The 25,294-nt window shown below is 60.6% G+C and carries 26 protein-coding genes and 1 tRNA gene; 7 read left to right on the top strand and 20 right to left on the bottom strand.

The features are described 5' to 3' along the window. Positions 1-59: 59 nt before the first annotated feature. Complete coding sequence (locus ACE04F_RS19975; protein WP_486109353.1) at positions 60-548, top strand: RDD family protein; 489 nt, start codon at positions 60-62, stop codon at positions 546-548. A 104-nt stretch (positions 549-652) separates the two neighbouring features. Here the strand turns inward: ACE04F_RS19975 and nadA are convergent, their stop codons facing one another. Further along, positions 653-1,711 (bottom strand): quinolinate synthase NadA, encoded by a 1,059-nt coding sequence (gene nadA, locus ACE04F_RS19970; protein ID WP_305496382.1) that lies wholly within the window; start codon positions 1,709-1,711, stop codon positions 653-655. Positions 1,712-2,027: 316 nt separating this feature from the next. Here nadA and ACE04F_RS19965 point away from each other — a divergent pair, with 316 nt between their 5' ends. The 5 genes from ACE04F_RS19965 to ACE04F_RS19945 all read left to right on the top strand — a co-directional run bounded on the left by ACE04F_RS19965 (position 2,028) and on the right by ACE04F_RS19945 (position 7,531). After that, positions 2,028-3,770, top strand: a complete 1,743-nt coding sequence (locus tag ACE04F_RS19965) for a copper resistance system multicopper oxidase (RefSeq protein ID WP_486109351.1) — start codon at positions 2,028-2,030, stop codon at positions 3,768-3,770. A gap of 43 nt (positions 3,771-3,813) precedes the next feature. Next, positions 3,814-4,683, top strand: coding sequence for a copper resistance protein B (locus tag ACE04F_RS19960; RefSeq protein WP_486109430.1), 870 nt, complete (start codon positions 3,814-3,816; stop codon positions 4,681-4,683). A 53-nt stretch (positions 4,684-4,736) separates the two neighbouring features. After that, positions 4,737-5,123 (top strand): copper homeostasis periplasmic binding protein CopC, encoded by a 387-nt coding sequence (gene copC / locus ACE04F_RS19955; RefSeq protein WP_486109349.1) that lies wholly within the window; start codon positions 4,737-4,739, stop codon positions 5,121-5,123. A 1-nt stretch (position 5,124) separates the two neighbouring features. Further along, the gene (gene copD / locus ACE04F_RS19950; protein WP_486109346.1) at positions 5,125-6,039 is read left to right on the top strand and encodes a copper homeostasis membrane protein CopD; all 915 of its coding nucleotides are present in this window, start codon (positions 5,125-5,127) and stop codon (positions 6,037-6,039) included. Between the two features lie 304 nt (positions 6,040-6,343). Continuing rightward, the gene (locus ACE04F_RS19945) at positions 6,344-7,531 is read left to right on the top strand and encodes a cyanate transporter (RefSeq protein ID WP_486109344.1); all 1,188 of its coding nucleotides are present in this window, start codon (positions 6,344-6,346) and stop codon (positions 7,529-7,531) included. Positions 7,532-7,632: 101 nt separating this feature from the next. Here ACE04F_RS19945 and ACE04F_RS19940 read toward each other — a convergent pair whose 3' ends face one another. The 6 genes from ACE04F_RS19940 to ACE04F_RS19915 are packed head-to-tail and all read right to left on the bottom strand — an operon-like array spanning position 7,633 to position 14,537. Continuing rightward, positions 7,633-9,048, bottom strand: a complete 1,416-nt coding sequence (locus ACE04F_RS19940) for an amidase (protein WP_486109428.1) — start codon at positions 9,046-9,048, stop codon at positions 7,633-7,635. A gap of 2 nt (positions 9,049-9,050) precedes the next feature. Further along, on the bottom strand, positions 9,051-10,391 hold the full coding sequence (locus ACE04F_RS19935) for an aspartate aminotransferase family protein (RefSeq protein ID WP_486109342.1): 1,341 nt from the start codon (positions 10,389-10,391) through the stop codon (positions 9,051-9,053). Next, positions 10,369-11,493, bottom strand: a complete 1,125-nt coding sequence (locus ACE04F_RS19930; protein ID WP_486109340.1) for an aminotransferase class III-fold pyridoxal phosphate-dependent enzyme — start codon at positions 11,491-11,493, stop codon at positions 10,369-10,371. Before ACE04F_RS19930 ends, ACE04F_RS19935 begins: the two co-directional genes overlap by 23 nt. A gap of 8 nt (positions 11,494-11,501) precedes the next feature. Continuing rightward, complete coding sequence (locus ACE04F_RS19925) at positions 11,502-12,383, bottom strand: TauD/TfdA family dioxygenase (RefSeq protein WP_486109338.1); 882 nt, start codon at positions 12,381-12,383, stop codon at positions 11,502-11,504. Further along, positions 12,334-13,923 (bottom strand): AMP-binding protein, encoded by a 1,590-nt coding sequence (locus tag ACE04F_RS19920; protein ID WP_486109336.1) that lies wholly within the window; start codon positions 13,921-13,923, stop codon positions 12,334-12,336. The genes ACE04F_RS19925 and ACE04F_RS19920 overlap by 50 nt, the downstream gene beginning before the upstream one ends. Then, a complete protein-coding gene (locus ACE04F_RS19915) occupies positions 13,920-14,537 on the bottom strand; it encodes a thermostable hemolysin (protein ID WP_486109334.1) in 618 nt (205 codons plus the stop codon). The genes ACE04F_RS19920 and ACE04F_RS19915 overlap by 4 nt, the downstream gene beginning before the upstream one ends. 169 nt (positions 14,538-14,706) lie before the next feature. Between ACE04F_RS19915 and ACE04F_RS19910 the strand changes: the two genes are divergently transcribed. Continuing rightward, entirely contained in the window at positions 14,707-15,642 is a 936-nt protein-coding gene (locus tag ACE04F_RS19910) for a LysR family transcriptional regulator (RefSeq protein WP_486109332.1), read from the top strand. Positions 15,643-15,759: 117 nt separating this feature from the next. On the opposite strand, the gene ACE04F_RS19905 is transcribed toward ACE04F_RS19910, so the two are convergent. The 13 genes from ACE04F_RS19905 to ruvC all read right to left on the bottom strand — a co-directional run bounded on the left by ACE04F_RS19905 (position 15,760) and on the right by ruvC (position 25,239). Beyond that, positions 15,760-15,835: transfer RNA gene (locus tag ACE04F_RS19905), tRNA-Lys, on the bottom strand. 63 nt (positions 15,836-15,898) lie between these two features. Further along, positions 15,899-16,591, bottom strand: a complete 693-nt coding sequence (queC, locus tag ACE04F_RS19900; protein ID WP_486109330.1) for a 7-cyano-7-deazaguanine synthase QueC — start codon at positions 16,589-16,591, stop codon at positions 15,899-15,901. Position 16,592: 1 nt separating this feature from the next. After that, the gene (gene queE, locus ACE04F_RS19895; RefSeq protein ID WP_486109328.1) at positions 16,593-17,240 is read right to left on the bottom strand and encodes a 7-carboxy-7-deazaguanine synthase QueE; all 648 of its coding nucleotides are present in this window, start codon (positions 17,238-17,240) and stop codon (positions 16,593-16,595) included. Positions 17,241-17,405: 165 nt separating this feature from the next. Further along, entirely contained in the window at positions 17,406-18,239 is an 834-nt protein-coding gene (gene ybgF / locus ACE04F_RS19890; RefSeq protein WP_305496394.1) for a tol-pal system protein YbgF, read from the bottom strand. A gap of 6 nt (positions 18,240-18,245) precedes the next feature. Then, positions 18,246-18,743 carry a peptidoglycan-associated lipoprotein Pal gene (gene pal / locus ACE04F_RS19885; RefSeq protein WP_030140795.1) on the bottom strand — a complete coding sequence of 166 codons (498 nt, stop codon included), beginning with the start codon at positions 18,741-18,743 and terminating at the stop codon, positions 18,246-18,248. 52 nt (positions 18,744-18,795) lie between these two features. After that, complete coding sequence (gene tolB, locus ACE04F_RS19880) at positions 18,796-20,097, bottom strand: Tol-Pal system beta propeller repeat protein TolB (RefSeq protein ID WP_370870988.1); 1,302 nt, start codon at positions 20,095-20,097, stop codon at positions 18,796-18,798. After that, positions 20,094-21,173 carry a cell envelope integrity protein TolA gene (tolA, locus tag ACE04F_RS19875; RefSeq protein ID WP_030140797.1) on the bottom strand — a complete coding sequence of 360 codons (1,080 nt, stop codon included), beginning with the start codon at positions 21,171-21,173 and terminating at the stop codon, positions 20,094-20,096. Before tolA ends, tolB begins: the two co-directional genes overlap by 4 nt. Further along, entirely contained in the window at positions 21,173-21,625 is a 453-nt protein-coding gene (gene tolR, locus ACE04F_RS19870; protein ID WP_162254906.1) for a protein TolR, read from the bottom strand. The genes tolA and tolR overlap by 1 nt, the downstream gene beginning before the upstream one ends. 23 nt (positions 21,626-21,648) lie before the next feature. Then, entirely contained in the window at positions 21,649-22,344 is a 696-nt protein-coding gene (tolQ, locus tag ACE04F_RS19865; RefSeq protein WP_305496399.1) for a protein TolQ, read from the bottom strand. Further along, positions 22,334-22,801, bottom strand: a complete 468-nt coding sequence (ybgC, locus tag ACE04F_RS19860; RefSeq protein ID WP_245143004.1) for a tol-pal system-associated acyl-CoA thioesterase — start codon at positions 22,799-22,801, stop codon at positions 22,334-22,336. The genes tolQ and ybgC overlap by 11 nt, the downstream gene beginning before the upstream one ends. A 128-nt stretch (positions 22,802-22,929) precedes the next feature. After that, entirely contained in the window at positions 22,930-23,991 is a 1,062-nt protein-coding gene (gene ruvB, locus ACE04F_RS19855) for a Holliday junction branch migration DNA helicase RuvB (protein WP_109753807.1), read from the bottom strand. Continuing rightward, a complete protein-coding gene (gene ruvA / locus ACE04F_RS19850; protein ID WP_434569629.1) occupies positions 23,992-24,600 on the bottom strand; it encodes a Holliday junction branch migration protein RuvA in 609 nt (202 codons plus the stop codon). It abuts the gene before it with no gap. A gap of 114 nt (positions 24,601-24,714) precedes the next feature. After that, complete coding sequence (ruvC, locus tag ACE04F_RS19845) at positions 24,715-25,239, bottom strand: crossover junction endodeoxyribonuclease RuvC (RefSeq protein ID WP_486109323.1); 525 nt, start codon at positions 25,237-25,239, stop codon at positions 24,715-24,717. Between the last annotated feature and the right edge of the window lie 55 nt (positions 25,240-25,294).

Below are 25,294 nucleotides of genomic sequence, written 5' to 3'. Positions count from 1 at the left end.
AGGGGCTTTTTTATGGGCGCAAATCCGTAAAATGGCTTCTTTTTTCAGCCGAGGCCGTCATGCCGAAACACCTGCTCACTCCCCGAGGCGATTTCCCCCCCGTCGGCCTGGGCCGTCGCCTGGCAGCGATGTTTTATGACTTCCTGCTGTGCACGGCGCTGCTGATCGTGACCGGTGGCGTCTACAAGATGATCCAGATGGCGATCATCGGCGAAGAAAAGATGCGCGCCCTCACCGACGCCGGAGCACTGGACGGTGACCCGCTGCTGTCCACCGTATTGCTTTTTGTGCTGTTCGGTTTCTTCGCCAAGTTCTGGACCCACAACGGCCAGACCCTGGGCATGCAGGTCTGGTGTATTCGCGTACAGAACGCCGACGGCACGGCCATCAGCCTGTGGCAGGCGCTGTTAAGGTTCGTGGTGTCGATTGCGTCGTTGCTGCTGCTGGGGCTGGGCTTTATCTGGGCGCTGTTCGACAAGCGCAAGCGCGGCTGGCATGACATCTACTCGGATACGCAGCTGGTGCGGATTCCAAAAAGCAAAAAATAAGCTACAAGCTACAAGCTACAAGCTACAAGCTACAAGCTACAAGCTACAAGCTAAGCGATTGTGACCTTAGCTTGCAGCCTACGGCTCGCAGCTCGAAGCTGCCTTTAAGCATTCCCCGCCAATTTCATCCGCGCCGCCTGGGTGAAATCCAGCATGCGCTTGAGCGGGCGGATCGCCTGGGGGATCAAGGCCGGGTCGACGAATATCTCGTTGCTGCCGTCCTTCAACGCCTGGAGCGTGCGTTCCAGGGTGTTCATCGCCATCCACGGGCAATGCGCGCAACTGCGGCACGCCGCGCCGTTGCCGGCCGTAGGGGCCTCGATGAAAACTTTGTCGGGGCACAGCTGCTGCATCTTGTAGAAGATGCCGCGGTCGGTGGCGACGATCAGCGTCTTGTTCGGCAAGCTCTGCGCCGCAGCGATCAACTGACTGGTGGAGCCCACGGCATCCGCCAGCTCGATCACCGAGGTCGGCGACTCCGGGTGCACCAGGATCGCGGCGTCCGGGTACAGCGCCTTCATGTCTTCCAGTTGCTTGGACTTGAACTCCTCGTGGACGATGCAGGCACCGTCCCAGAGCAGCATGTCGGCGCCGGTCTTGCGCTGGATGTAGGTGCCCAGGTGCTTGTCCGGACCCCAGATGATCGTCTCGCCGTTGTCCATCAGGCTCTCGACGATCTCCAGTGCGCAGCTGGACGTCACGACCCAGTCGGCCCGGGCCTTGACCGCCGCCGAAGTGTTGGCGTAGACCACTACGGTGCGCTCCGGATGCTGGTCGCAGAACGCCGAGAACTCATCCACCGGGCAGCCCAGGTCCAGCGAGCAGGTGGCTTCCAGGGTCGGCATCAGCACGCGTTTTTCCGGGTTGAGGATCTTCGCGGTCTCGCCCATGAACTTGACCCCGGCCACCACCACGGTCTTGGCCGGATGGGCGTTGCCGAAGCGGGCCATTTCCAGGGAGTCGGAAACACAGCCGCCGGTCTCCTCGGCCAGGGCCTGGATGATCGGGTCACAATAGAAATGCGCAACCAGCACCGCGTCCTGAGCCTTGAGCTCGGCGGCGATGGCGGCGCGGTACCAGGCTTCTTGCTCGGCCGTCAGCGGCTTGGGCTGCTTGGCATCGAGGTGGGCCTGGACCAGAAGGCGTTCGGAAATCTGCGTCATGTTCGCAAGACCTATGGGCGCGTTTTGCGCGAAAGTCGAGTATACACCCGGCTCCGGACCACTCGGGTACCGCCGGGAAAGTGGGTATCAATCAGGCACGGGACAGCGTGAAGCCGGCAAGGCTACAGAATATCCCGCGGTTGCAAAAGATCATTCTGACCTGTGCCCGGCTACGGGAACGCACCGGTTCTGCTGTGGTGCCAAGCTGACTGAAATGTAATCACCCGCCGCGTCCGGCTGTGTCATCTTCTTTTCAACCCGCACAGGGGCCTGCTCTTGTGCCAGCTTTGAATCGAGCGATGGATTTTCAAACGTCATGCAATCGAAAACTTCCCGACGAACCTTCGTCAAAGGCCTGACTGCCGGCGGTATCCTCGGTGGCCTGGGCTTGTGGCGCTCGCCCGTCTGGGCGCTTACCAGCCCGGGCCAGCCCAACGTACTGAGCGGCACCGAGTTCGACTTGTTCATCGGCGAAAGCCCAGTCAATTTCACCGGTAACCCGCGCACCGCCCAGACCATCAACGGCGGCATTCCCGGCCCGTTGCTGCGCTGGCGTGAAGGCGACACCGTGACCCTGCGGGTACGCAATCGCTTGGAGGACACCACCTCCATCCACTGGCACGGCATCCTGCTGCCGGCCAACATGGACGGCGTTCCGGGGCTGAGTTTCAAAGGCATCGAGCCCGGCGGCATGTACGTGTATCAGTTCAAGGTCCGGCAGAACGGCACCTACTGGTACCACAGCCATTCCGGCTTCCAGGAGCAATCCGGGGTCTATGGCCCGCTGGTCATAGACGCCAGGGAACCCGAGCCCTTCCAGTACGAGCGGGACTACGTGGTCATGCTCACCGACTGGACCGATGAAAACCCCAGCGACATCATCCGCAAGCTGAAGAAACAGTCGGACTACTACAACTACAACAAACGCACGGTCGGCGACTTCATCGATGACGTGGGCAAGAACGGCTGGGCCGCCACGATGGCCGATCGCAAGATGTGGGCTGAGATGAAGATGAACCCCTCCGACCTTGCCGACGTCAGTGGCGCCACCTACACCTATCTCATGAACGGCCAAGCGCCGGACATGAACTGGACCGGCCTGTTCAAGCCGGGGGAACGCATCCGCTTGCGTTTCATCAATGGCTCGTCGATGACCTATTTCGATGTGCGCATCCCCGGCCTGAAAATGACCGTCGTGGCGTCTGATGGCCAGTACGTCAAACCGGTGAGTGTCGATGAGTTCCGAATCGCCGTGGCGGAAACCTACGACGTCATCATCGAGCCGACGAACGAAGCCTACACCCTGTTCGCCCAGTCCATGGACCGCACCGGCTACGCCCGCGGCACCCTCGCGACCCGGACCGGGTTGACGGCGCCCGTGCCGCCCCTGGACCCTCGGCCACTGGTGGCGATGGACGATATGGGCATGGCCGGCATGGACCACGGATCGATGCAGGGCATGGACCATAGCCAGATGCAGGGCATGGATGACATGAGCGGCATGGACCACAGCACCATGCCAGGTATGGGCGGGATGCAAACTCATCCCGAAACGGAGAACGACAACCCGTTGGTGGACATGCAGGCCATGAGCGTCAAGCCCAGGCTCGACGACCCAGGCATAGGCCTGCGCAACAATGGCCGCAAAGTGCTGACCTACGCGGACCTGCGCAGCACCTTTGCCGACCCCGACGGCCGCGAGCCGGGCCGCACGCTCGAGCTGCACCTGACCGGGCATATGGAGAAATTCGTCTGGTCGTTCAACGGCGTGAAATTCAGCGACGCCGCGCCGCTGCTGCTCAAGTACGGCGAGCGCCTGCGCATCGTGTTGATCAACGACACCATGATGACCCACCCCATCCACCTGCACGGCATGTGGAGCGACCTGGAAGACGAAAACGGCCAGTTCATGGTGCGCAAGCACACCATCGACATGCCGCCCGGTTCCAGGCGCAGCTATCGAGTGACCGCCGACGCGCTTGGCCGCTGGGCCTATCACTGCCACCTGCTGTTTCATATGGAAATGGGCATGTTCCGCCAAGTCCGGGTGCAGGAATGAGGAGTCGACCATGATCAAAACGTTGAAATCTCCTAGCCTGCCGATGGCCGCGCTTGCCCTCGGCTCCAGCCTGTCAGCCTGGGCTGCGAGCGACACAATGCAAGGCATGGATCACAGCCAGATGCCGGGGATGGACCACAGCCAGATGCAAGGCATCGACTCGATGCAGGGTATGGACTCCATGCAGGCCGCGCCCACCAGCAGTCGCACACCGATCCCTGAACTGACCGCCGCTGACCGCGCCGCCGTCTATGAAGACCATGGTGGCCATGCGGTGCATGACAGCGCCATCAACTCGTTTTTCCTGATCGACCAGTTGGAGTGGCAAGACGCGGATGACGGCAGCGCCCTCAGCTGGGATGCCTCCGGCTGGATCGGCGGCGACATCAACCGCTTGTGGCTGCGCTCCGAAGGCGAGCGCTCCCATGGCAAGACCGAAGAAGCCGAACTCCAGGCCCTCTGGGGCCATGCCATCAGCCCTTGGTGGGATGTGGTGGCCGGCGTGCGTCAGGACTTCAAGCCAGGTGACTCACAAACCTGGGCCGCCTTCGGCGTGCAAGGCATGGCGCTGTACAACTTCGAAGCCGAAGCCACCGCCTTCATCGGTGAAGGTGGCCAGAGCGCGGCGCGCCTGGAGGGCGACTACGACATCCTGCTGACTAATCGGCTGATTCTGCAGCCCACCGCCGAAGCCAACTTCTACGGCAAGAACGACCCGGACCGGGGCGTCGGCTCGGGGTTGTCCGACACCGAAGTGGGGCTGCGGCTGCGCTACGAAATCCGCCGTGAGTTCGCCCCGTACGTTGGCGTGACCTGGAACCGCGTCTACGGCAACACCGCCGACTACGCCCGGGACGAAGGCGACGACCGCAGCGAGGCACGCCTGGTACTGGGTGTGCGCCTGTGGTTCTGAGGCATTGGCCCTGTTCCATCAAACACTGAAAAACAAGCTGTAGGAGTCTTTGCATGTCATTCATCAAAACCGCTGTCATGGCCGCCGCGCTGTCCACCGGCCTGTTGGCCAGTGGCTTGGCCCAGGCCCATCCGAAACTGCTGTCCTCCACCCCCGCCGAAGGCGCTGAAGGGGCTGCGCCGGCGAAGATCGAGCTGCATTTTTCCGAGAATCTTTTGACCAAATTTTCCGGCGCCAAGCTGATGATGACCGGGATGCCCGGCATGTCGGCGCACGCCCCCATGCCCATGCCGGCCAAGGTTTCCGGCAGCGATGATCCGAAAACCATGGTCATTACTCCCAACGCACCTCTCACCGCCGGCACCTATCAGGTGCAGTGGCGCGCGGTATCGTCAGACACGCACCCGATCACCGGCAACCTCACGTTCAAGGTGAAGTGAGTTGACGAGCGACTCGATCAACATCGCGCTGCGCTTTGCCCTGTATCTGGATCTGATGTTGCTGTTCGGCCTGGCTGCGTTTGGCCTGTATAGCCTGCGAGGTCAGGAGCGGGTGTCGGGTACGCAGTTGCCTTTCGCGCCACTGCTAGTGACCGCGGCAGCGCTTGGCGGGTTGCTCTCAATGGCGGCCATGGCGTGCATGGCCCGGGCCATGAGCGGCGTTTCGGCGTGGGCAGAACTGTGGCCGCACATTGAAATGATGGTGCTGGAGACCGATATCGGCTGGACCTGGATGCTGCGCATGGCGGCGCTGGTGCTGGCCGGTTGCGCCGTGACACTCAATCAGCGTTGGCCGACCGCCAGCCTCGGTCTGGTCACACTGTGCGGAGCCGTGGCGCTGGCGACATTGGCCTGGGCAGGCCACGGCGCCATGGACGAAGGCAGCCGCCGTAGCTGGCACTTCATCACCGACTTCCTGCACCTGTGGGCGGCCGGTGGCTGGGTCGGTGCCCTGGCTGCGTTTGCCCTGCTGCTGCGCCAGGCCGAACCGCAACTGGCGGTGCTGGCCCGGACATTGATCGGGTTTGAAACCGCCGGGGCGGTGATCGTGGTGGTTATCAGTGTGACGGGGGTGGTCAACTATTTGTTCATCGTTGGCCCAAGTATCGTCGGGGTGCTCGACAGCCTTTACGGTCAGTTGCTGGCGCTCAAACTTATTTTGTTCACTGCCATGCTGGTGTTCGCCGCGTGGAACCGATTTCACCTGAGCCCACTCCTGGAAAATGCCCGGCGAAGCGGCGAGCATGAGGTAGCGGTGAACGCCCTGCGGCGCAGCATGGTCCTGGAGCTCTCCGTGGCGGTGGTCATCCTTGGATTGGTGGCTTGGTTGGGGACGTTGAGCCCGGTGATGGAATAACCGGCACTCAATCCGTGGCGAGGGAGCTTGCTCCCGCTGGGGTGCGAAGCGCCCCCAAAACCTGAGCACTCGGTGCTTGATCGTTCCCACACTGGGCCTGTGGTGAACACAAGCCTCATGAACACCGCAGGAGCGTGGGAATGATCGATATCCTTAGGTCTGCTATCGCAGCCCAGCGGGAGCAAGCTCCCTCGCCACAAAGGGTGGGCGGCATTTGATTATTCGATAAGCCCTGCCAGTTTTCAGTTTGCCCATCGCAAGGTGCCCTGGCCTAAATGGGGCTTTATCCAGCCAAGGCCCTGTCATGGAAAACGTTCGAACCTCAAGCACCCATGCAGTCTGGCTGATGGTCAGCATCGTGCTGGTGGCGCTGAACCTGCGGCCCTCGATGGCCGCCGTCGGGCCCCTGTTATCGGCCATTCGCGGGGAGGTCCCGCTGAGCTTCAGCACCGCCTCGCTGTTGACCATGTTGCCGGTCATGGCGATGGGCCTGGCGATGTTCCTGGGCATGCGCATCGCCCTGCGCATCGGCGAGCACCGCACCATCGTGCTGTCGCTGTTGATCATCGGTATCGCCACCGCATCGCGCTTGTACCTGGACAGCGCCGCCGAGCTGATCGTCAGCGCGGTGTTGGCCGGGCTCGGCATCGCGTTGATCCAGGCGGTAATGCCGGCTCTGATCAAGTCGCGCTACGCCGACAACGTCTCGCTGTTCATGGGTTTGTATGTTACGTCGATCATGGGCGGGGCGGCACTTGCCGCATCGTTTTCGCCGTTTGTCCTGACGCAGACCGGCAGTTGGCGCATCGGCCTGGCGATCTGGGCACTGTTGGCGTTGCTCGCGCTGGGTTGCTGGTACGCCCAACGTGCAGCCGTGACCCCGTTACCCGGAGCGCCTGTCCGGCAGCAAGCGTCATTCTTCAGCAATTCCCGGGCTTGGCTGCTGGCGATTTTCTTCGGCCTGGGCACTGCCTCCTACACCTGCGTACTGGCCTGGCTGGCCCCGTACTATGTAGAGAAGGGCTGGAGCCAACAACACGCTGGCCTGCTGTTGGGGTTCCTCACGGCCATGGAAGTGTTGTCCGGCCTCGTCACTCCGGCGATTGCCAACCGCAGCCGGAATAAACGCTGGGTCCTCACCGGCCTGCTGGCCCTGATCATCAGCGGCTTCTGCGGCCTGATCCTCAGCCCGGAACGCTTCAGCCTGTTGTGGCCTTGCCTGTTGGGCCTGGGCATCGGCGGCCTGTTCCCAATGAGCTTGATCGTCTCCCTCGACCACTTGGACAACCCGCGACGAGCCGGTGGCCTGACCGCGTTCGTGCAAGGCGTTGGCTACCTGATCGCCGGGCTCTCGCCATTGATTGCCGGGATGATTCGCGATCAATTGGGCAGCTTCGAATGGGCCTGGTGGTCACTCACGGCCGTCACGGCATTGATGCTCCTGATGGTCTGGCGTTTCAATCCCGAGCAATACGCCCGGCATATCAGTTAGACGGCGAAGGCGGGCCACTCGCGCCGGGGGGCTGCTGGCCCATGCCGTGCTCGGCGTGCTGTTGGCGATGCTGGATTTTGGCTGGCTGATGTTGAACCGCCTCAATACGTCGATGCCGTGCGAGGCGAAACCGGGCTCCAACACTCCAGTTCCCGCTCGAGGAAAGCCGCTACCGCCAACAACCGTTCCTCTTGCCAGTGGGGCCCGACAATCTGAACGCCGATGGGCATCCCGGTGGCCGGGTCGGCGCCGGCGCGGATCACCACAGCAGGTGAGCCGCTGAGGCTGAACGGGAACACGAAGGCATACCGATCGCGGTTCTCCAGGGACGCCCCATGGCGGAACGCGACATCCGGGTAGACCGGACAGATAAACAGATCATGCTGCTTGAAGAACTTCGCCAACTGATAGCGGAAGGTATCGATCATGATCCAGTCGCGCTTGACCTCATCCACGCTCAACTCCACGGCCTCGCTCAAGTCCAGCAATTGAGCGATCGCCGGAGTAAAGCTGCGCTTGCCCATGGAATCGAACAAACGCCGCCAGCCGCGGCCGGCGTCGGCACCCGTGATAAACACCCGCCACAGGACATCGCAGGCTTCGTCGAGCATCGGCGGCGCAACCTCGCTCATCTGCGCCACCACGGGGTTCAGGCACCGTTCTACCTGCTGCAACACCTGGCTCACCGCCGCGCTGACAGGGGTTCGGCTTGACGCCGAGAACAGCGCGATACGCAAGTTAGCCAGGGGCTCGCTGGTAGCGAATGGCACATCGACGGTGTCGGGATCATGGCCGTCGGCACCACTGATCAGCGGACCCAGCAGCGCCAGGTCATCGACATAGCGCCCCATCACGCCAAAGGCCGACGTCAGGTGAAACAGCCCGGAACGGTCATTGGGAAACTGGCCGGTCAGCGGTACCCGTCCCTGAGTCAGTTTCAAGCCGCAGATGCCATTGAAGTGCGCCGGAATCCGGACACTGCCACAGGCATCGGACGCCAACCCAGCGGGTGAGCAACCGGCGGCAATGGCGGCCGCCTCCCCACCACTGCTGCCCCCCGCCGAGCGGAGCGGATCGTGGGGGTTCAGGGTGCGCCCGTAGATCAGGTTCTCGGTCTCGAAGGCCATACACAGCTCCGGTACATTGCTGATGCCCAGGATGATCGCGCCGGCCTGCCGAAGTCGGGCAACAGCCGTCGCATCTTCCTGACTGACGGCCCCCATCAGCTCTCCCACGCCGCGGGACATCTTGAAGCCACGAACATGGAGGACGTCCTTGACGGTGATGGGAATGCCATGCAGCGGACCGTTGGCCTGGCCGATGCGTGCCATCTCGTCAGCCTTACGGGCCTGGTGCCGTAGATCCTCAACCGGCGCCAGTTGGATCAACGCGTTGATCTGCCGGTTACGCTCGGCGATGCGCTGCAAGTAGAACTCCAGTAACGTCACGCTGGTCAGCACTCCGCGGCGTAGCAGACCGGCCATTTCCCGCAAAGTCAGCGTGTCGGGGTTGAACATGCTCACGATGCCTCCTTGCTGCGCAGCCACTTGTTGGGCAACTGATACATATTGCGCACCACCAGTGAAAATGCCTTCACCGCCAGGGTCGGACGTCGGTCGATGGCTTCCAGAGCCTCTTCGATCATCGCCAGGATATGACGCAGCGCTTCGGGTTCGATATTCAGTGGCGGATAGAAGCGCAGCACCGGGCGTTCGGCCTTCTCATTCATCGAGTGCCCGGCATGCACGCCGCGCTTGCCCAGTTCCATGCTCATCAACGCTTCATAGACCGAGCCACGCAAGCGCAGACCCGTCATCAAGCCGACGCCCGGCACGTCCTCGACCATGTGCGGATAACGCAGGGCCAGCCGTTGCAAGCCGTGGCGCAACACGCCGCCATTGATCCGGGATAACTCGACCAGACCGTTTTGCTCGATGTAATCGATGGCCGCGAGCGCCGACGCGCACGCGACCGGATGCCCACCGTTGGTGCGCGTATCCGGCTCGATATCACCGAGGGGGTACTGGGTGGCGAGGCGTTGGCTGTACATGGCACAGGCAAACGAGGTGTAGCCGCCGGTCAAGCCCTTGGAGAGGATCATGATGTCGGGTACCACGTCATCGTATTGCACGGCGAACCATTTGCCGCACCGACCGAAACCGGTCTGGATTTCATCGGCCACCAACAGGGTGCCAGTGGCGTCGCACAGGGCGCGGATATTGGCCATATACCCCACCGGTGGTACCTGCAAATGAGCCCCGCCCAGAATCGGCTCGACGTACACCGCGCATACACCCTCGCCCACGGCTTTTTGCAACGCGGCGAAATCACCGTAGGGCACGCAGGTCACGTCAGGAGGGTCGATACCATAGCTGCCATGATTCTGCTGCTGACCCAGGATGCTCATCGCCGCCAGGGTCTTGCCGTGGTAGGAGCCGCTCATCACCACGACGCCACGGCGCTGGGGTTGGATCCGCAGCACATAGCGCAGGCTCTGCTCGACGGCCTCGGCACCCGAGACCATGAACTGCACGTCGCCCCAATCCCCTGGCACCAACTGGCACAGCCGCTCGGACAAAGTATCCTGCAGCGGATGGCGCCGGCCTTCCGGCGCCCAGGCCAGTTGATGCAATTGCGCCTGGACCCGCTCGCGCACCATTGGGTTGCGATGCCCGACGATAAATACCCCGTAGCTGCACGCGCAATCGATGAAGCGCTTGCCAGTGTGGTCAGTGACGTGGATGCCATCGGCCTGCTGCTCGACAGTGGTCTTGCCGAGACGATACAGCTTGGCCGCCGACGCGCTCCAATAGTGCTGGCAGTCGTCCAGCAGTTGTTCATGCAGCCTGAGTAAGGACATGACTTAGTGTCTCCTTGATGATGAGTGCGGCACGTTGGATCTGCTCCGGGCGCGCGGTGATCGGGCAGCGCAACATCACTTCGCGGCCACGGGGCGGGCTGATATAGACCCCGCGCCGGTAAAGCGCCTCGCACAGCACAGCCGGTTGCAGGTCATCGGCCAACGGCAAGCTGACCCAGGCCCCCATGGCCACAGCCCCGAATGACGCCAGGGCTTGCGCCAGGTACTCGCCGTTTTCCTGACAACGTCGTGACGAGTCATGGGCTTGCACGTAATCCAGCGCGGCCAGGGCCGCCACACAGGCCATTGGATTACCGGCGGTGGTGCTGCCGTGTTTGGCCGGGCTGCTGCGGCCGTAGACTTGCCAGGCCATGCGCTCGCTGCAGGTATAGGTGCCGATGGGAATTGCGCTGCCGCCCAGGGGGCCGCCGAGTACGACGATGTCCGGAATCGGACGATAACGCTGGAAGCCGAACAGCGACCCCAGGCTGCCGAGGCAGCTATGGGTATCGACCGCAATGACCGGCACCGATGCTTTTGCCGCGCGAGCATGTAATTGCTCCATCAACTCGACATCGAGTAGCTGTAACCGGCCGTTGGCATCGGCATGGGTGTTGCTGTGGCACACCGCGAAGCAATCGCGCCAGTCCACTGTGTCCAGATCCGCCAGGTGACGGATCGCCACCCGTTTGAACCCCAGGAATGCCTGGACAGCCAGATCACCCTGCGTGGCATTGAGGCAGCGCCCGTACGTCAGCGCGCCATAGTCGCCGCCCTGGATGAATATGATGGTGTTGCCCTTGGGCTTGAGCCCTTTGCACAACTTCAAGGCCCCCTCAAAAGCCTCGTCGCCGGAACTGCACACATAAGAGCTGGCCAGGGGTGCGGGCAATAACTCGGCCAGGCGTCGGCACAAGGCAATCAGCGGTTCGGACATCAGCACCCGATTGGACAGGCCCATGATCTGCGCCTGACGGTTGACCGCCTCGATCACAGGCGGGACCTGAAAACCAAATCCGCCGGTCAGGTCAATGATCTGCCGCCCCTCACCGTCGAGGTAGGTCTCGTACTGCCCGCCGATAATCTGTTTGTGGTTTTTCATGGGATCTCTCAGCGATAGCTCAAGGCGTTGAAAATGCGCCGACGCTCGTCGACGATGGTTTCCCGACCGTGCATGACCCGACGGTTATCGATCATCACCATGTCGTGGTCACGCCAGCCAACCGGCGCGGTGCAATGGGCGCAAACCGCGGCGATTTCAGTCAGGAATTCGGATGGAATTGGCTGCCCGGCCGCCGTATCGATGACCGGCGCCTCGTAGTTGAAGGAGGGCCCCAGCACGCTGTTGGCAAAGGCCGGACGCCCGCTGAAGGGGGACGTCAGTATCGCCGGCGTGGTGAAGGCGTAGTGGATCGAATCATCGGCTGGATTGAAGGAAATCAAGGTGTGCGGGTCGTCACCGATGACTTGCAACAAATCCTCGATGGAGGCGGCCGCCGGATCCGACAAAGTCGGCGAGTAATGACAGACCAATCGACGCCATTTTTCCCCCGCCACGGTGCGGCTGTAGCGGATCGGATTCTCTTCGAAGAACGTTCGACAGCCCCGGGAGAGTTTCTCCAGCACCCGTTCGCCATCACACAGGGTGGTTTGCGAACCCTTGCGCGGTGCCTCCTGGCAATAGAACCAGGTCATGTCCGGCCAGAACGGTGAGTTGCCATTCTCGCAATGCAGGCCGACCGCCTGGCGCCCGGCATCCACCAACTGCGCCGCGCCACCGACCATGGCCCGGGCTGGGTCAAGGCTCAACCGTGAACTGTTCTGCTTCACGTATGCACTGAAGTCCTCGGCGCCATGGATGCAGTTGCGAAACAACACGACGCCAAAATGCCCCAATAGCTCATACAACTCAGCCTTACCCAGGTTGGCGAAGTGGCGCGACTCAACGATGGAGATTCTCGGGTTCAAAAAGTGAAAGGCAGGTGTGTTCATGGGATGCATTCCTTTGCAGCGTGGAAAAAACTTTGGCTATATCAGCGCGTTTCGGCCGCCCTGTGACGGTGTAGAGTTGCTCGAGCAACGGATCGTCCTGGGTCAACAACCAGAGCCGATTCGGCTGCTCGATGTCGGAGAAGCGCCTTGCCGACCAGGCGAGGAGCTCCTCGCGCGCCGGTGTCGACTCGACGCACAGCAACGCCACCAGGCCGTGCTGATCGTCGTAAAAAACCGCTGCGTCGCTCACGCCGGGATATTTGCGATACTCCAGCTCAACCTGCTCGGGACTGACGTTGCGGCCGTTGGGCAGGCAGATCACGTTTTTCTTGCGCCCGAGCACATAGAGGTAGCCATCGGCATCCAGCTCGCCCAGGTCACCGGTGTCCATCCAGCCGTCGTCCGACATGGAACAGGCACTGGGATCCGTCCCCGAGTAGCCGCTGAACAGCGAGCTGCTCTTGACCTCGATGGTCTGATCGCTGCCGATGCGCACCTGGACATGGGGCAACGGCCTGCCAACACTGCCAAGACGTTGCTGTTCGAAGGTATTCACGCTGACCACCGAGGCGTTCTCCGAAAGCCCATAGCCCTGGTAAACCTCAATGCCTTGCTCAGCGAGACCGTGTAAAGCATCCACACTCACCGCCGCGCCGCCACAGGTGATATGCACGTCCGATTGCAGGTAACGCGCCAGTCGCTCGGCCCGTTCGCCGCCTGCGTTCAGCTGTTCCAGGAAACGATTGACCATGACCGGTGGCACCGTCAGGGCCGTTGGCTGAACCCGCAGGATCCAGTCGATCAGGCGCTGCGCCGACGCACCTGGCTCACCGAGCAACGCTTCGTACGGCGGCAGAAAATGCACAGTGCCACCCGCTAGCAGCGGCAAATAGGCGGCGGTGACTTGCTCAAGCAACAGGCTCAGCGGTACCAGGGACAGATAACGGCGATGCGCGTTGGCTGGCATGCCCTGGCGCAGCGAGGCCAGCACCGAACCGACCGCGTGATTGCTCAGGCGCACACCCTTCGGCCGGCTGGTGGTGCCCGAGGTGTGAATGATCTTGCAGACCCAGTCAGCCTCGCCGTCCGGTATCGGCAGCATAGGCTGTTCGATCACCGGGTCGCTGAGGCGGCGCAGACGACTGTCGGCAAAATTCAGCTTCCAGCGCTGCTCCAGCGTGCGCTGCCCCGCCGCGTCCACCAGGAATCCATCGCAACGTGACGCCAGGTGTTCGGCCTGGGATTGGCTGAACGCCAACGGCAGCGGCAGCGCGGTGATCCCGGCGAACAAGCAGGCCAGGTCGGCCACCAGCCAGTCGCTACTGTTGCGCGTTGCGATGCCCAACACCAGGTGCTCGCCGGAGGCCGGTTCAGGGAAACGACGCTGCAGTTCGGCCGCCAGGTTAACGGCCCGGTGCTCCAACTCGCCATAGGTCAGCGTCACGGGTCCTTCGCCTGAATCCAACCAGTCAACAGCACAGACGGCCTGGCGACTGCCCTGTAACGCCCGTTGTAGTTGAGAGATAAACCCGCCGCTCATCGCTGCGCCCTCGCCAGACCGTCACGGGGCAGTTGAGTGAATGAGGTATTGAGCGTCATGGCGGCGAAACGTGAACGTTGTGAGTCGACCCGGATGAACCCGGTGACGGGCGACTTGGCGTAATAGCTCCCCCAGTTTTTGCCACCGTCATCGGCCAGGCGCGCTGGGTCTGCGGTCAGCAGGGGCTCGAAATCGATCTGGCAGCTTTCCATCATTTGCCGGACGCGAGGTGTCACGGTGCACAACAGGTAATGCCCACCCATGCACCAGGCCAATAACGGAATCATATTGACCAGAATCATTCCAGCTGTCAGGTGATGAGAGACCAGATTGCCGATTTCGACAATGTTCGAGCGTTCGATCCTTTTCTCGAAACGCTGGGACAATATCGCATCGATGGGTTGTGTCAGATATTGCTCGGAAAACAATATTCGATGATCGGCAAAGGTAATACCGGCGCAAGCGAGAATACGATCCGCCGGATCCTGAGTCACCGCAAAGTACTGCGGATTGGGTTCAATCGAGGCCGAATAAGAACTGCGAAACTTTTGCCTTACAACTTCCGTCGCCTGCACCCATAACGGCATCTTAGTTTCCGCGACACGTATTTGCATATTCTCCTCCTCCGTCTTCTTGCACCATTTACATAAAGCGAGGCGAGCATATTTGGGAAAGCTCCTACGGACCATTTAAAAAATAAATTGCTTCCGCTAATATATGAATAGACGTTCCCGTCATAAAGGCTGGGAATCCTGGCCAACGGGATACGCCAAGAAGGATCTTATGCTCAATAGTAATTTGCTTAGAAAGCTGGATATGCAGGACTTGATGGTGTTTGTCGCGGTGTACGAGCAGAGTAGCGTTACCGAGGTCTCCGAGGCATTATGCGTCAGCCAGTCAACCGTAAGCTATTGCCTGAAGAAGCTGCGCACGAGCTTCGATGATGAACTTTTTGTTAATAACCGTAGCGGCATGTTGCCGACAAGCAAAGCTGCTGCCATGTACCCTCATCTAGTTACTATTCTTAAAACAATAAACACATGTCATTCTGGCATTCCGGCATTCGATCCGACCCAGAAAGAGATAACTTTCAATATCTGCGCACCGGAATACTTTGAATTGCTTATTCTACCTAAACTGGTCAAGCGCTTCGTCGGTAGCCGCTTCCCGCTCATCATTAATGTCACAAAATTTAACAGGGACATTCCAACCGACGAGTTGATGGACGGTCGTTGCGACCTGGTTATTTGTTTCGGCCCGAACTTTCATCGAGGCGTCAAGGGATTGCGTTCGCAAGTATTACTGGAAGATGAACTTGTTTGTGTCGTCGATAAGCACGTCGCACTGTCCGAAGAGGCGTTCGGCCTGGAAACATTTGCCGCCGGCCAGCATGTCTTTCCGACCCCCTGGACATCCGACACCAACATGATTGATGGATGGCTCGCCCGGCAAGGCTATAGCCGAAAGATTGTCGCTCGCGCCAACAGCTACGTCGCGGCATTGAACATGATCACCGGCACCGACTTCATCCTGACGTTACCTCGACGCATTCAGGCGCTGACCTGTGACGAGAACGCGTTCAGCCACCGCCGACCGCCGGCTTGCTTACCGAACTTCACACTGGACATGATGTGGAGCGAAAAACCGAGCCAAGACAGCGCCAATAGCTGGTTTCGCGAACAGATCATCAAGGTCTGTGCCGATGAGGGCCTGCTTTAATCCGCCGAGGACCGCTCGAGTGGTCGAGCGGTTCGGGTTATGACTTTTCACCAGGCAAAAAAAAATCCGGAAATCCTCACTTTCGTGGGCCTTCCAGACTTTTAAAATTACAGAAAATGGTGGGTCGTGTGGGATTCGAACCTACGACCAATTGGTTAAAAGCCAACTGCTCTACCAACTGAGCTAACGACCCTCTGTGTGGTGGCGCGTATAATACTGATTTCTAAGGACTATTCAACACCTAATTTGAAATAAATCAAAAATAAGGGGTTGGATCGCTCACGCCGGCTGCCGCGAAGCCTTCGGCACGCAGCCTGCAGCTGTCGCACTTACCACAAGCACGCCCTTGATCATCGGCCTGATAGCACGAGACGGTAAGACCATAGTCCACACCCAGCTTCACCCCCGCCCTGACAATGTCAGCCTTGCTGAGGTTTTGCAGCGGCGCCTGGATACGGAAGCCTTGCCCCTCTACCCCGGCCTTGGTGGCCAGGTTGGCCATGCGCTCGAAGGCTTCGACGAACTCCGGGCGGCAATCCGGATAACCGGAATAATCTACGGCATTGACACCAATGAAGATGTCACGCGCCCCCAGTACTTCGGCCCAGCCCAATGCCAGGGACAGGAACACGGTGTTGCGCGCCGGCACGTAGGTCACCGGAATCCCCTCGCTCGGTGCTTCGGGCACGTCGATGGAACTGTCGGTCAACGCCGAACCGCCGATGCCGTTGAGGTTCAGGCCGATCACCTTGTGTTCGATCACACCGAGGTCGCGTGCCACTCGCTCGGCAGCATGCAGTTCGGCACGGTGGCGCTGGCCATAATCGAAGCTCATGGTGTAGCAGTTATAACCTTCGGCACGGGCCATCGCCACGACCGTTGCCGAGTCCAGGCCACCGGACAGCAGGATGACAGCACGTTTTTCAGAAGTGATTGATTGTTCAGCCATGTCAGCGCCCCGGCTCGTCGTTCCAAAGATATTTATGCAACTGCAATTGCAGGCGCACCGGCAAATTGTCCGACACCACCCAATCGGCCAGATCCCGAGCATTCAGGTCGTGGTGACTCGGCGAAAACAATACCTCGCCGGCGCGCTGGTCGAGTCCGTATTGGATCAGTTTGGACACGGCCCAGTCGTAATCTTCCCGCGAACAGATAACAAACTTGACCTGGTCATTGGCCGTCAACAGCGCCATGTTTTCGTAACGGTTGCGATGCGCCTCCTTCGAACCAGGGGTCTTGAGGTCCACAACGCGGCTGACGCGCGAATCGACGGCCGAGATATCCAAGGCGCCGCTGGTCTCCAGCGAGACCTCATAGCCGGCATCGCACAGTCGTTTGAGCAACGGGATGGCATTGGGTTGCGCCAACGGCTCACCGCCAGTGACGCAAACATAGCGCGGACGAAAACCCGCCACTTGTTCAACGAGGTCGTCGAGGGTTCGCAAAGTGCCGCCACTGAAGGCGTAGGCGCTGTCGCAGTATTGGCAACGCAACGGGCAGCCTGTGAGTCGCACAAAAACGGTGGGCAGCCCGGCCGTCCGCGTTTCACCCTGCAACGAGTAAAAAACTTCGGTAATTCTCAATGTGTCTTGCATAGTCGCCACGGGCGTAACAGCTAAACAGGCTGTCCGCCTCCGTCAGGCACTTCAAGCAACCCCGCCAACGCGTAGATCCCAGGAAGCGTGTTTCAGAAAAAGGGCGTGAATTCTAACGAAAAAACCCGCGGCAAGCGCGGGTTTCTTCAAACGGGTCATACAGCCTTACATGCGCTGCAGATCGCGCTGGGCCAACTGAGCAGCGGAGGTACCCGGATATTGGGCCACCACCTGCTGCAGAATGCCTTTCACCTTGTCGGTGTGACCGAGGCGGCGCTCGACATCAGCCAGCTTGTACAGCGAGTCCGGCACCTTGGCATGCTTGGGATACAGCTGCGAAACCTTGGCGAATGCCTGACCGGCGCCTTGCAAGTCGCCTTTGGCCAGGTTCACTTCGCCCAGCCAGTATTGGGCATTACCTGAATACTGGCTGTTGGGATATTTACGCAGGAAAGCACTAAAGGCCTGGCTGGCCTTGTCGAAATCCTTGGCTTTGATCAGGTCGAAGGCTGCATCGTAATAGAGCTTTTCCTTCGCCGGATCAGCCGGCTCGCCACCGGCGGCAGGTGCTGCTGGAGCACTCGCCCCGGCGCCTGCGGCTGCACCGGGGGCGTTCAAGTCGCCACCGGCTGGAGAATTCTCAGGAGTCGCGGCAGGTGCAACGCCGGTTCCTATGCGCCGATCAAGATCCTGGTATCGCTCCAGGTTTTCCTGCTTCATGCGCGACACTTCGTTTTGCAGAACTTCTATCGCGCCTTGCTGGCGTGACAGTTGATCCTGCATTTGCTGCAGTTGGTTGAACAGCTCGCCCTGTGCCGAGACAGGGGCCGAAACCCCTCCCCCGGCATAGGCGCCGTTCGTACCGTAACCTGCAGGCGGATAACTGCTCCCGCTATTGTTATAGCCGGCATCGTTATCGACCACAGGAACCGCAGCCCACGCCGCAAGCGGCGCGAGGCTGAGAGCCAGAACAGTTACAGCACGACGGCACGTTCGCATGACGAATTACTTACGCAGTTCGACGCGACGGTTTTGAGCCCAGGACTGCTCGTCGTTGCCGGTAGCAACTGGACGCTCTTCGCCGTAGGAAACCAGTTCCAGCTGAGCTGGGGAAACACCTTGCAGTACCAGGTAGCGCTGAACGGCTTTCGCACGACGCTCGCCCAGTGCCATGTTGTACTCACGAGTACCACGTTCGTCGGTGTTGCCTTCCAGAACAACGCGAGCGCCGTTAGCTTTCAGGTCTTTGGCGTGAACGTCCAGAGCGCGCATGGCTTCTGGCTTCAGGTCCGAGCTGTCGTATTCGAAGTAGAAGGTGGTGATTGCGCGCAGAGCAGCTTCTTCGCTCATGGAGCCGTCGACTGCACCAGTGTTAGCGCCGTAACCAGCGTTTGGATCAACAGCGCCTTCACCGGCGTTGTCGCCGCCTTTGGACGAGCAACCTACAGCTACAGCCATGGCCAGAGCCAGCGCAGCAAATTTACCAAACTTCAGCATTTCCATCGTGAAACTCCTAATGAACCCCAGTGTGTTAAGTAAAACGTATTGCGCCGCGTCAGTTCAGGTAAGGGGACCAGGACGGTTCTCTGACTTCGCCTTGAGCGGTAGGAAGCGGGAGCCTCACGCGTCCATTAATGGACACGAGCATCAAGACTCCCCGGCCCTGCTGGCGGGTGGCGTAGATTACCATGGTGCCGTTGGGCGCAACAGTAGGTGACTCGTCCAGAGTGCTATCAGTGAGGATTTTTACGCTACCGCGCTGCAAATCCTGGGCCGCCACCTTGAAATTGGTGAAACCGTCCTGGCGATGGATCATCACCAGGGTCTTTTCGTCCGCCGACAGTTTAGGGTTGGCGTTGTAGTTACCAACAAACGTCACGCGCTCGGCACCACCGCCACCGGCGCTGGTCTTGTAGATCTGCGGCTTGCCGCCACGGTCCGAGGTGAAGTAGATGGTCGAGCCATCCTTGCCCCAGAACGGTTCGGTGTTGATGCCCGGGCCGTTGGTCACCCGCGAGATCGAGCGTGAAGCCAGGTTCATCACGTAGATGTCCGGGTTACCGTCCTTGGACAGCACGAACGCCAGGCGCGTGCCGTCCGGCGACCAAGCAGGCGCGCCGTTCAGGCCTTCAAAGTTGGTGATCTGCTCGCGGCGACCGGTGTCGATGTGTTGGACGAAGATGCGCGGGCGCTTCTGTTCGAACGATACATAGGCGATGCGCTTGCCATCGGGAGCGAAACGCGGCGACAGGATCGGCTCACGCGATTGCAGCAGTGTGACTGCGCGGGCGCCGTCATAGTCGGAGCGCTGCAGGGTGTAGCGGGTATTTTTCTCGGAGAAGCGTTCGGCCGTCACGTAGAGCATGCGGGTCGAAAACGCGCCCTTGATGCCGGTGAGTTTCTCGAACGACTGGTCGGCAATGTAGTGGGACATGTCACGCAACTGGTCAACGCTGCCCGACACGCTGCCGGTCAGCACTTGCTGCTCGGTGGCGACGTTGAACAGGGCGTACTGTACCTGCAGGCGGCCGCCGGCCGGAACGATGCTGCCGACCATGATGTACTGGGCGCCAAGCGCCTTCCAGTCGCGGTAGATGACTTCGCTGGCCTGGGTCGGCAGGCTGATCATGTTCTGCTTCGGAATCGGCGCGTAGTAACCCGAGTTGCGCAGGTCGTTGCCGATGATTTCCGCCATGTCGTCCGGCAGGACGCTGCCGCCCTGCCAACCGAACGGAACGACGGCGATCGGGGTCGCACGGTCGCTGCCGCTGGTGACCAGGATGTTCTTTTCCTCTGCCACCGCTATCCCTGCCAGGCAGCAGATAACGACAAGCATTGATCGAAGAAGGTTTCTCACAAGGCTAGATCCTCAGGTGTGAATGTCATCTTGAACGAACGATAGGGAGCAAAATCGCTCGGCTTCATTCCTTGCATTTCCGTCAATCGTCCAATGTTCTTGACCGCCGCGACCGCCGAAGCGTCGAACGGACCATCGCCACTGGACTTGGCCACGCTGACCGAGGTAACCGTACCGTCGGGCAACATGCCGATTTGCAATACTACTGTCATGCCTTTGCGCGCCGAAGGTGGACGAGCCCAGCCTTCCGCCGCCCGGGCGCGAATCAGATCGTCGAAGCTGCCGGCGACTTCATCGCCCTGCTCATCGGCCAAGGCCTGCTGACGCTCCGGCGTGTCGGAAAGCAAATCTGCCAGGGCCTGGGCCTTTTTCTCTTCGGCGGATTTACGCGCTGCGTCCTGGGCCTTCTTCTTGGCGGCATCGGCGGCGGCTTTCTTCTTCGCGTCTTCGGCGACTTTCTTTTTCGCCTCTTCAGCTTCAGCTTTTTTCTTGGCGTCCTCGGCCGCTTTTTTCTTCGCGTCCTCGACAATCTTTTTCTTCGCTTCTTCAGCGGCCGCTTTCTTGGCCTCTTCTTCAGCGGCTTTCTTGGCTTCTTCCTCGGCTTTCTTCTTGGCTATATCAGCCAATTGTTTCTCTTCTGCCTTTTTCGCTTCGGCGGCTTTCTTCGCGTCGTCGGCTTTCTTGGCTTCGTCAGCCTTTTTAGCCTCGTCCGCTTTTTTCGCCTCATCGGCCTTCTTCGCTTCTTCGGCCTTTTGAGCAGCTTCCTCTTTCTTTTGTTCCGCTGCTCTCACCGCTTCCTGCTCGACCTTCTTCTGCTCCATCTGCTCGACTTCGGTCTGGCGCGCGGCAGACTTCTTCGCCTCGCCGGCAAGCTTCTGGTTGGTCTGCGTGGTGGCCTGGCTTTTCGATTTGAGCTGGTACAGGGTCGCCTGCACGATCGGCTTGGCCGGCGGCAGCTCCGGTGTCATGGCAAAACTGACGAACAGCATGCCGAACACCAGCACATGCAGGCCGATTGCCAGGACACTAGGCCAGAAGTAGCTTTCCGAGGCGGACGGCTCTCGCTGTTGCTGCATCAGGGCGCCTCGGTGATCAAGCCAACATTACCGACCCCGGCTTTCTGCAGGCCGCCCATGGCGCCCATCACGGCACCGTAGTCGACGGTCTTGTCGCCGCGAATGAAGACCTGGGTACGCTTGCCGTTGCTGTTGCCGGCATTGATGATCTTGGTCACCGCATCGGTCATCTGCGGCAGGGTCATGGCCCGGTCCTGCTGCTTCTCGGTGTCGACTTCGCTGCCGAGGTTCCAGTAATAGGTCTTGTCGGCCTTGATCGAAATGGTCAGGACCTGGGTGTTGTTGTCCTGCGGCAAGGCTTCGCTGGAAACCTTGGGCAGATCGACCTTCACGCCCTGATTGAGCATCGGCGCGGTCACCATGAAGATGACCAGCAGCACCAGCATCACGTCGATGTAGGGCACCACGTTCATCTCGGCAACCGGCTTGCGCTTGTTTCGGGCTCGAGCGATTAAAGCCATCGGGAAATACCTGCTTATTCTTCGCTGGTGTGCACTTTGCGGTGCAGGATCGCCTGGAATTCATCGGCGAAGGTGTAGTAACGGCTGGTCAGCGTTTCGCTGCGGGCAGCAAAGCGGTTGTAGGCGATCACGGCCGGGATCGCTGCAAACAGGCCGATGGCCGTGGCGATCAGCGCCTCGGCGATACCCGGAGCCACGGTGGCCAGTGTCGCCTGCTGGGCGGAAGCCAGGCCACGGAACGAGTTCATGATCCCCCACACGGTACCGAACAGGCCGATGTACGGGCTGACCGAACCGACGGTAGCCAGGTACGGCAGGCCCTGTTCGAGTTTTTCTTCCTCGCGGGAGATGGCGACGCGCATCGCGCGGGCCACACCTTCCATCACCGCTTCAGGGTCTACGCCTGGCTGCTGGCGCAGACGCGAGAATTCCTTGAAGCCGGCACGGAAGATCTGCTCGACACCCGAATCCGGGTCGGGGTTGCTGCCGGCCTGGCGATACAGTTTGGACAGGTCGATGCCGGACCAGAAGCGCTCTTCGAAGCTCTCCAAGGCACGGCGACCGGCACGCAGCATGTTGCTGCGCTGAAAAATCATGATCCATGAGGTCACCGATGCGGCTACCAGGATCAGCATTACCAGTTGCACCACGACGCTGGCATTGCTGACCAGGCTCCACATGGAGGAATGGTCGACGACGTTAGCTTCCACGCTTTATCTCCTGCTCTGAGTGTGTACCCGCGCCGCTCACGCCGGCAAAGGCCGCGCGTAGAGCTTCGGGAATGGCCCGGGGTTTCAAACTATGGGTGCGCACACAGGCCACCAAAAACTGCCCTTCGCAGAGCAGCACATTATCCGCAGCCCGCCTGACCTGCTGCTTGAAGCGCAGGCTGACGCGGTTCAATTCGATGACATCGGCACTTACCACCAGCTCGTCGTCCAGTCGCGCCGGCGCGTGGTAGCGCGCTTCGCTGGAATGCACGACAAATAACAGGTCCTCCCCTGCCAGCGCGGATTGGGCAAAACCCAGTTCCCGCAGCCGTTCGGTTCGAGCCCGTTCCATAAACTTGAGGTAATTGACGTAGTAAACGATGCCGCCGGCATCGGTGTCCTCGTAATAAACGCGACAGCGATGTGCGAACGACTCAAGCCCGTTTTGCGCGCGCATACTCTAGTGCTTACTCCTCGGGTTGCCAATCCGGCCAGGCAACTGTTTTTTCATTCTTGAATGCATTGACGCTCCAGGCGTGGTCTGGGACAGCACGAAGCGGAAAAAAGTCGCAATACAGAGCGGGTTCAATCGTCCACCGCATCGAGAAATTCGTCTACCACCGGCATCTCACCCATTCGTGTCGGGATGTTTAAGCCGAAGTGCAGATAAGCGTGACGGGTCACCACGCGCCCGCGGGGCGTGCGCATGATATAGCCCTGCTGGATCAGGTACGGCTCCAGCACGTCCTCGATGGTGTGGCGCTCTTCGCTGATGGCCGCGGCCAGGCTGTCCACGCCTACCGGACCACCGTCGAATTTCTCGATCATGGTCAGCAGCAGGCGCCGGTCCTGGTGGTCGAAGCCGCGCTCGTCGATGTCCAACAGGTTCAAGGCCAGGTCGGCAATCGGCTTGGTGATGTGCCCCTTGGCCCGCACTTCGGCAAAGTCGCGGACCCGACGCAGCAGGCGGTTGGCGATCCGCGGCGTCCCCCGCGCCCGACGAGCGATCTCATAAGCACCGTCCGGGTCCAGCGGCAGCCCGAGGATGCCCGCCGAGCGGCTGACGATCGTCGCCAGGTCGGCATTGCTGTAGAACTCCAGGCGCTGGACGATACCGAACCGGTCGCGCAACGGATTGGTCAGCATGCCGGCGCGGGTGGTCGCGCCCACCAGGGTAAAGGGTGGCAGGTCCAGCTTGATGGAGCGTGCCGCCGGTCCTTCGCCGATCATGATGTCGAGCTGGAAATCTTCCATGGCCGGGTACAGCACTTCCTCGACGATCGGCGACAGCCGGTGGATTTCGTCGATGAACAGCACGTCGTGGGGCTCGAGATTGGTCAGCAACGCCGCCAGGTCCCCTGGCCGCTCAAGGACCGGCCCCGACGTGCTCTTGATCGACACGCCCATTTCCTGGGCAATGATATTGGCCAGGGTGGTTTTGCCCAGGCCCGGCGGGCCGAAGATCAAGGTATGGTCGAGCGACTCACTGCGCCCGCGGGCCGCCTGGATGAACAGCTCCATCTGCTCGCGCACGGTCGGCTGGCCAATGTAATCGGCGAGGCTGACGGGGCGAATCGCACGGTCCTGGATTTCCTCGCGGTCACGGGGCGCGCCCGTGGCGGCGATCAGACGATCGGCTTCAATCACTTAAATCATTCCCTTCAGGGCACGGCGAATCATGTCTTCGGTACTCAAGCCTTTTTCCTTGATCGCGGAGATCGCCTTGCTGGCTTCCTGCGGCTTGTAGCCCAGGGAAATCAGCGCGGTGACCGCATCGTTTTCAGCGCTGACCGCCGGCATCGGCGCATCCGGCTGGTTCGGCACCAGGGCGAACATTGCCGGCACCGTTTCCCAGGCCTTGAAGCGATCCTTGAGCTCGACCAACAGGCGCTCGGCGGTTTTCTTGCCGACCCCCGGCACCTTGGTCAGCGCCGAGGTGTCCTGAGACTGCACGCAACGAATCAGTTCATCGACTTCCAGGCTCGACATCAAGGCCAGCGCCAGCTTCGGGCCGACGCCATTGAGCCGGATCAGCTCGCGAAAGAAATCCCGCTCGCGCTTGGCGAAGAAACCATAGAGTAACTGCGCATCTTCACGCACGACCAAATGAGTGTGCAGCGTCAGCGGCTCACCGACCGACGGCAAGCGATACAGAGTGGTCATGGGCACTTCCAGCTCATAACCGAGGCCGTTTACATCCAGAATCAGGTGCGGCGGCTGTTTTTCAGCCAGGGTGCCGCGCAAGCGTCCAATCACGTTTCAGATCCTTGGGCGTTGGCCAGCCGCTGGCTGGCGAATAACAGCCCAGGCAGGAGGGCCGACGACACAGGCGCAACTTGCATGGGCTCATGAATGAATGCGCAGATGCTATCAGAGACGCAGGCGCCCGCCACGACTGCGTGCGCTTCCCAGACCATGAGGCAACAGGCTGGAACGGGTATGCGCATGGCAAATGGCGATGGCCAGGGCGTCGGAGGCGTCGATCTGCGGCTTGCTGACCAGTTTCAACAGGTGCATCACCATCATCTGCACCTGTTCCTTGTTTGCCGCGCCTGTACCAACTACCGCCTGTTTGACCTGAGTTGCGGTGTATTCGGCGATCTCCAGGCTCTCCTCGGCACCGGCCACAATGGCCGCACCTCGGGCCTGTCCCAGCTTCAGGGCAGAATCGGCGTTGCGGGCCATGAAGACCTTTTCGATACCCATGGTCACCGGACCGTAGGTCTGGATGACTTCACGCACGCCGCGATAAACGATCTGCAAGCGCTCGTGCAATTCGCCTGCACCGGTGCGAATACAACCGGACGCGACATAGACGCAGCCACGCCCGGTGTCACGAACCACGCCGTAGCCGGTGATGCGCGAACCGGGGTCGATACCAAGGATTAAAGTCATAGCGCCTGCGGCTTAAAGAGGGATACCTGGACCTGGGGGGGGGGGGGGGGGGGGG

It is taken from the genome of Pseudomonas sp. AGC41 (assembly GCF_057334555.1).
The sequence above is the reverse complement of the archived record's forward strand: the minus strand, read 5'-3'. Positions and strand labels throughout refer to the sequence as shown.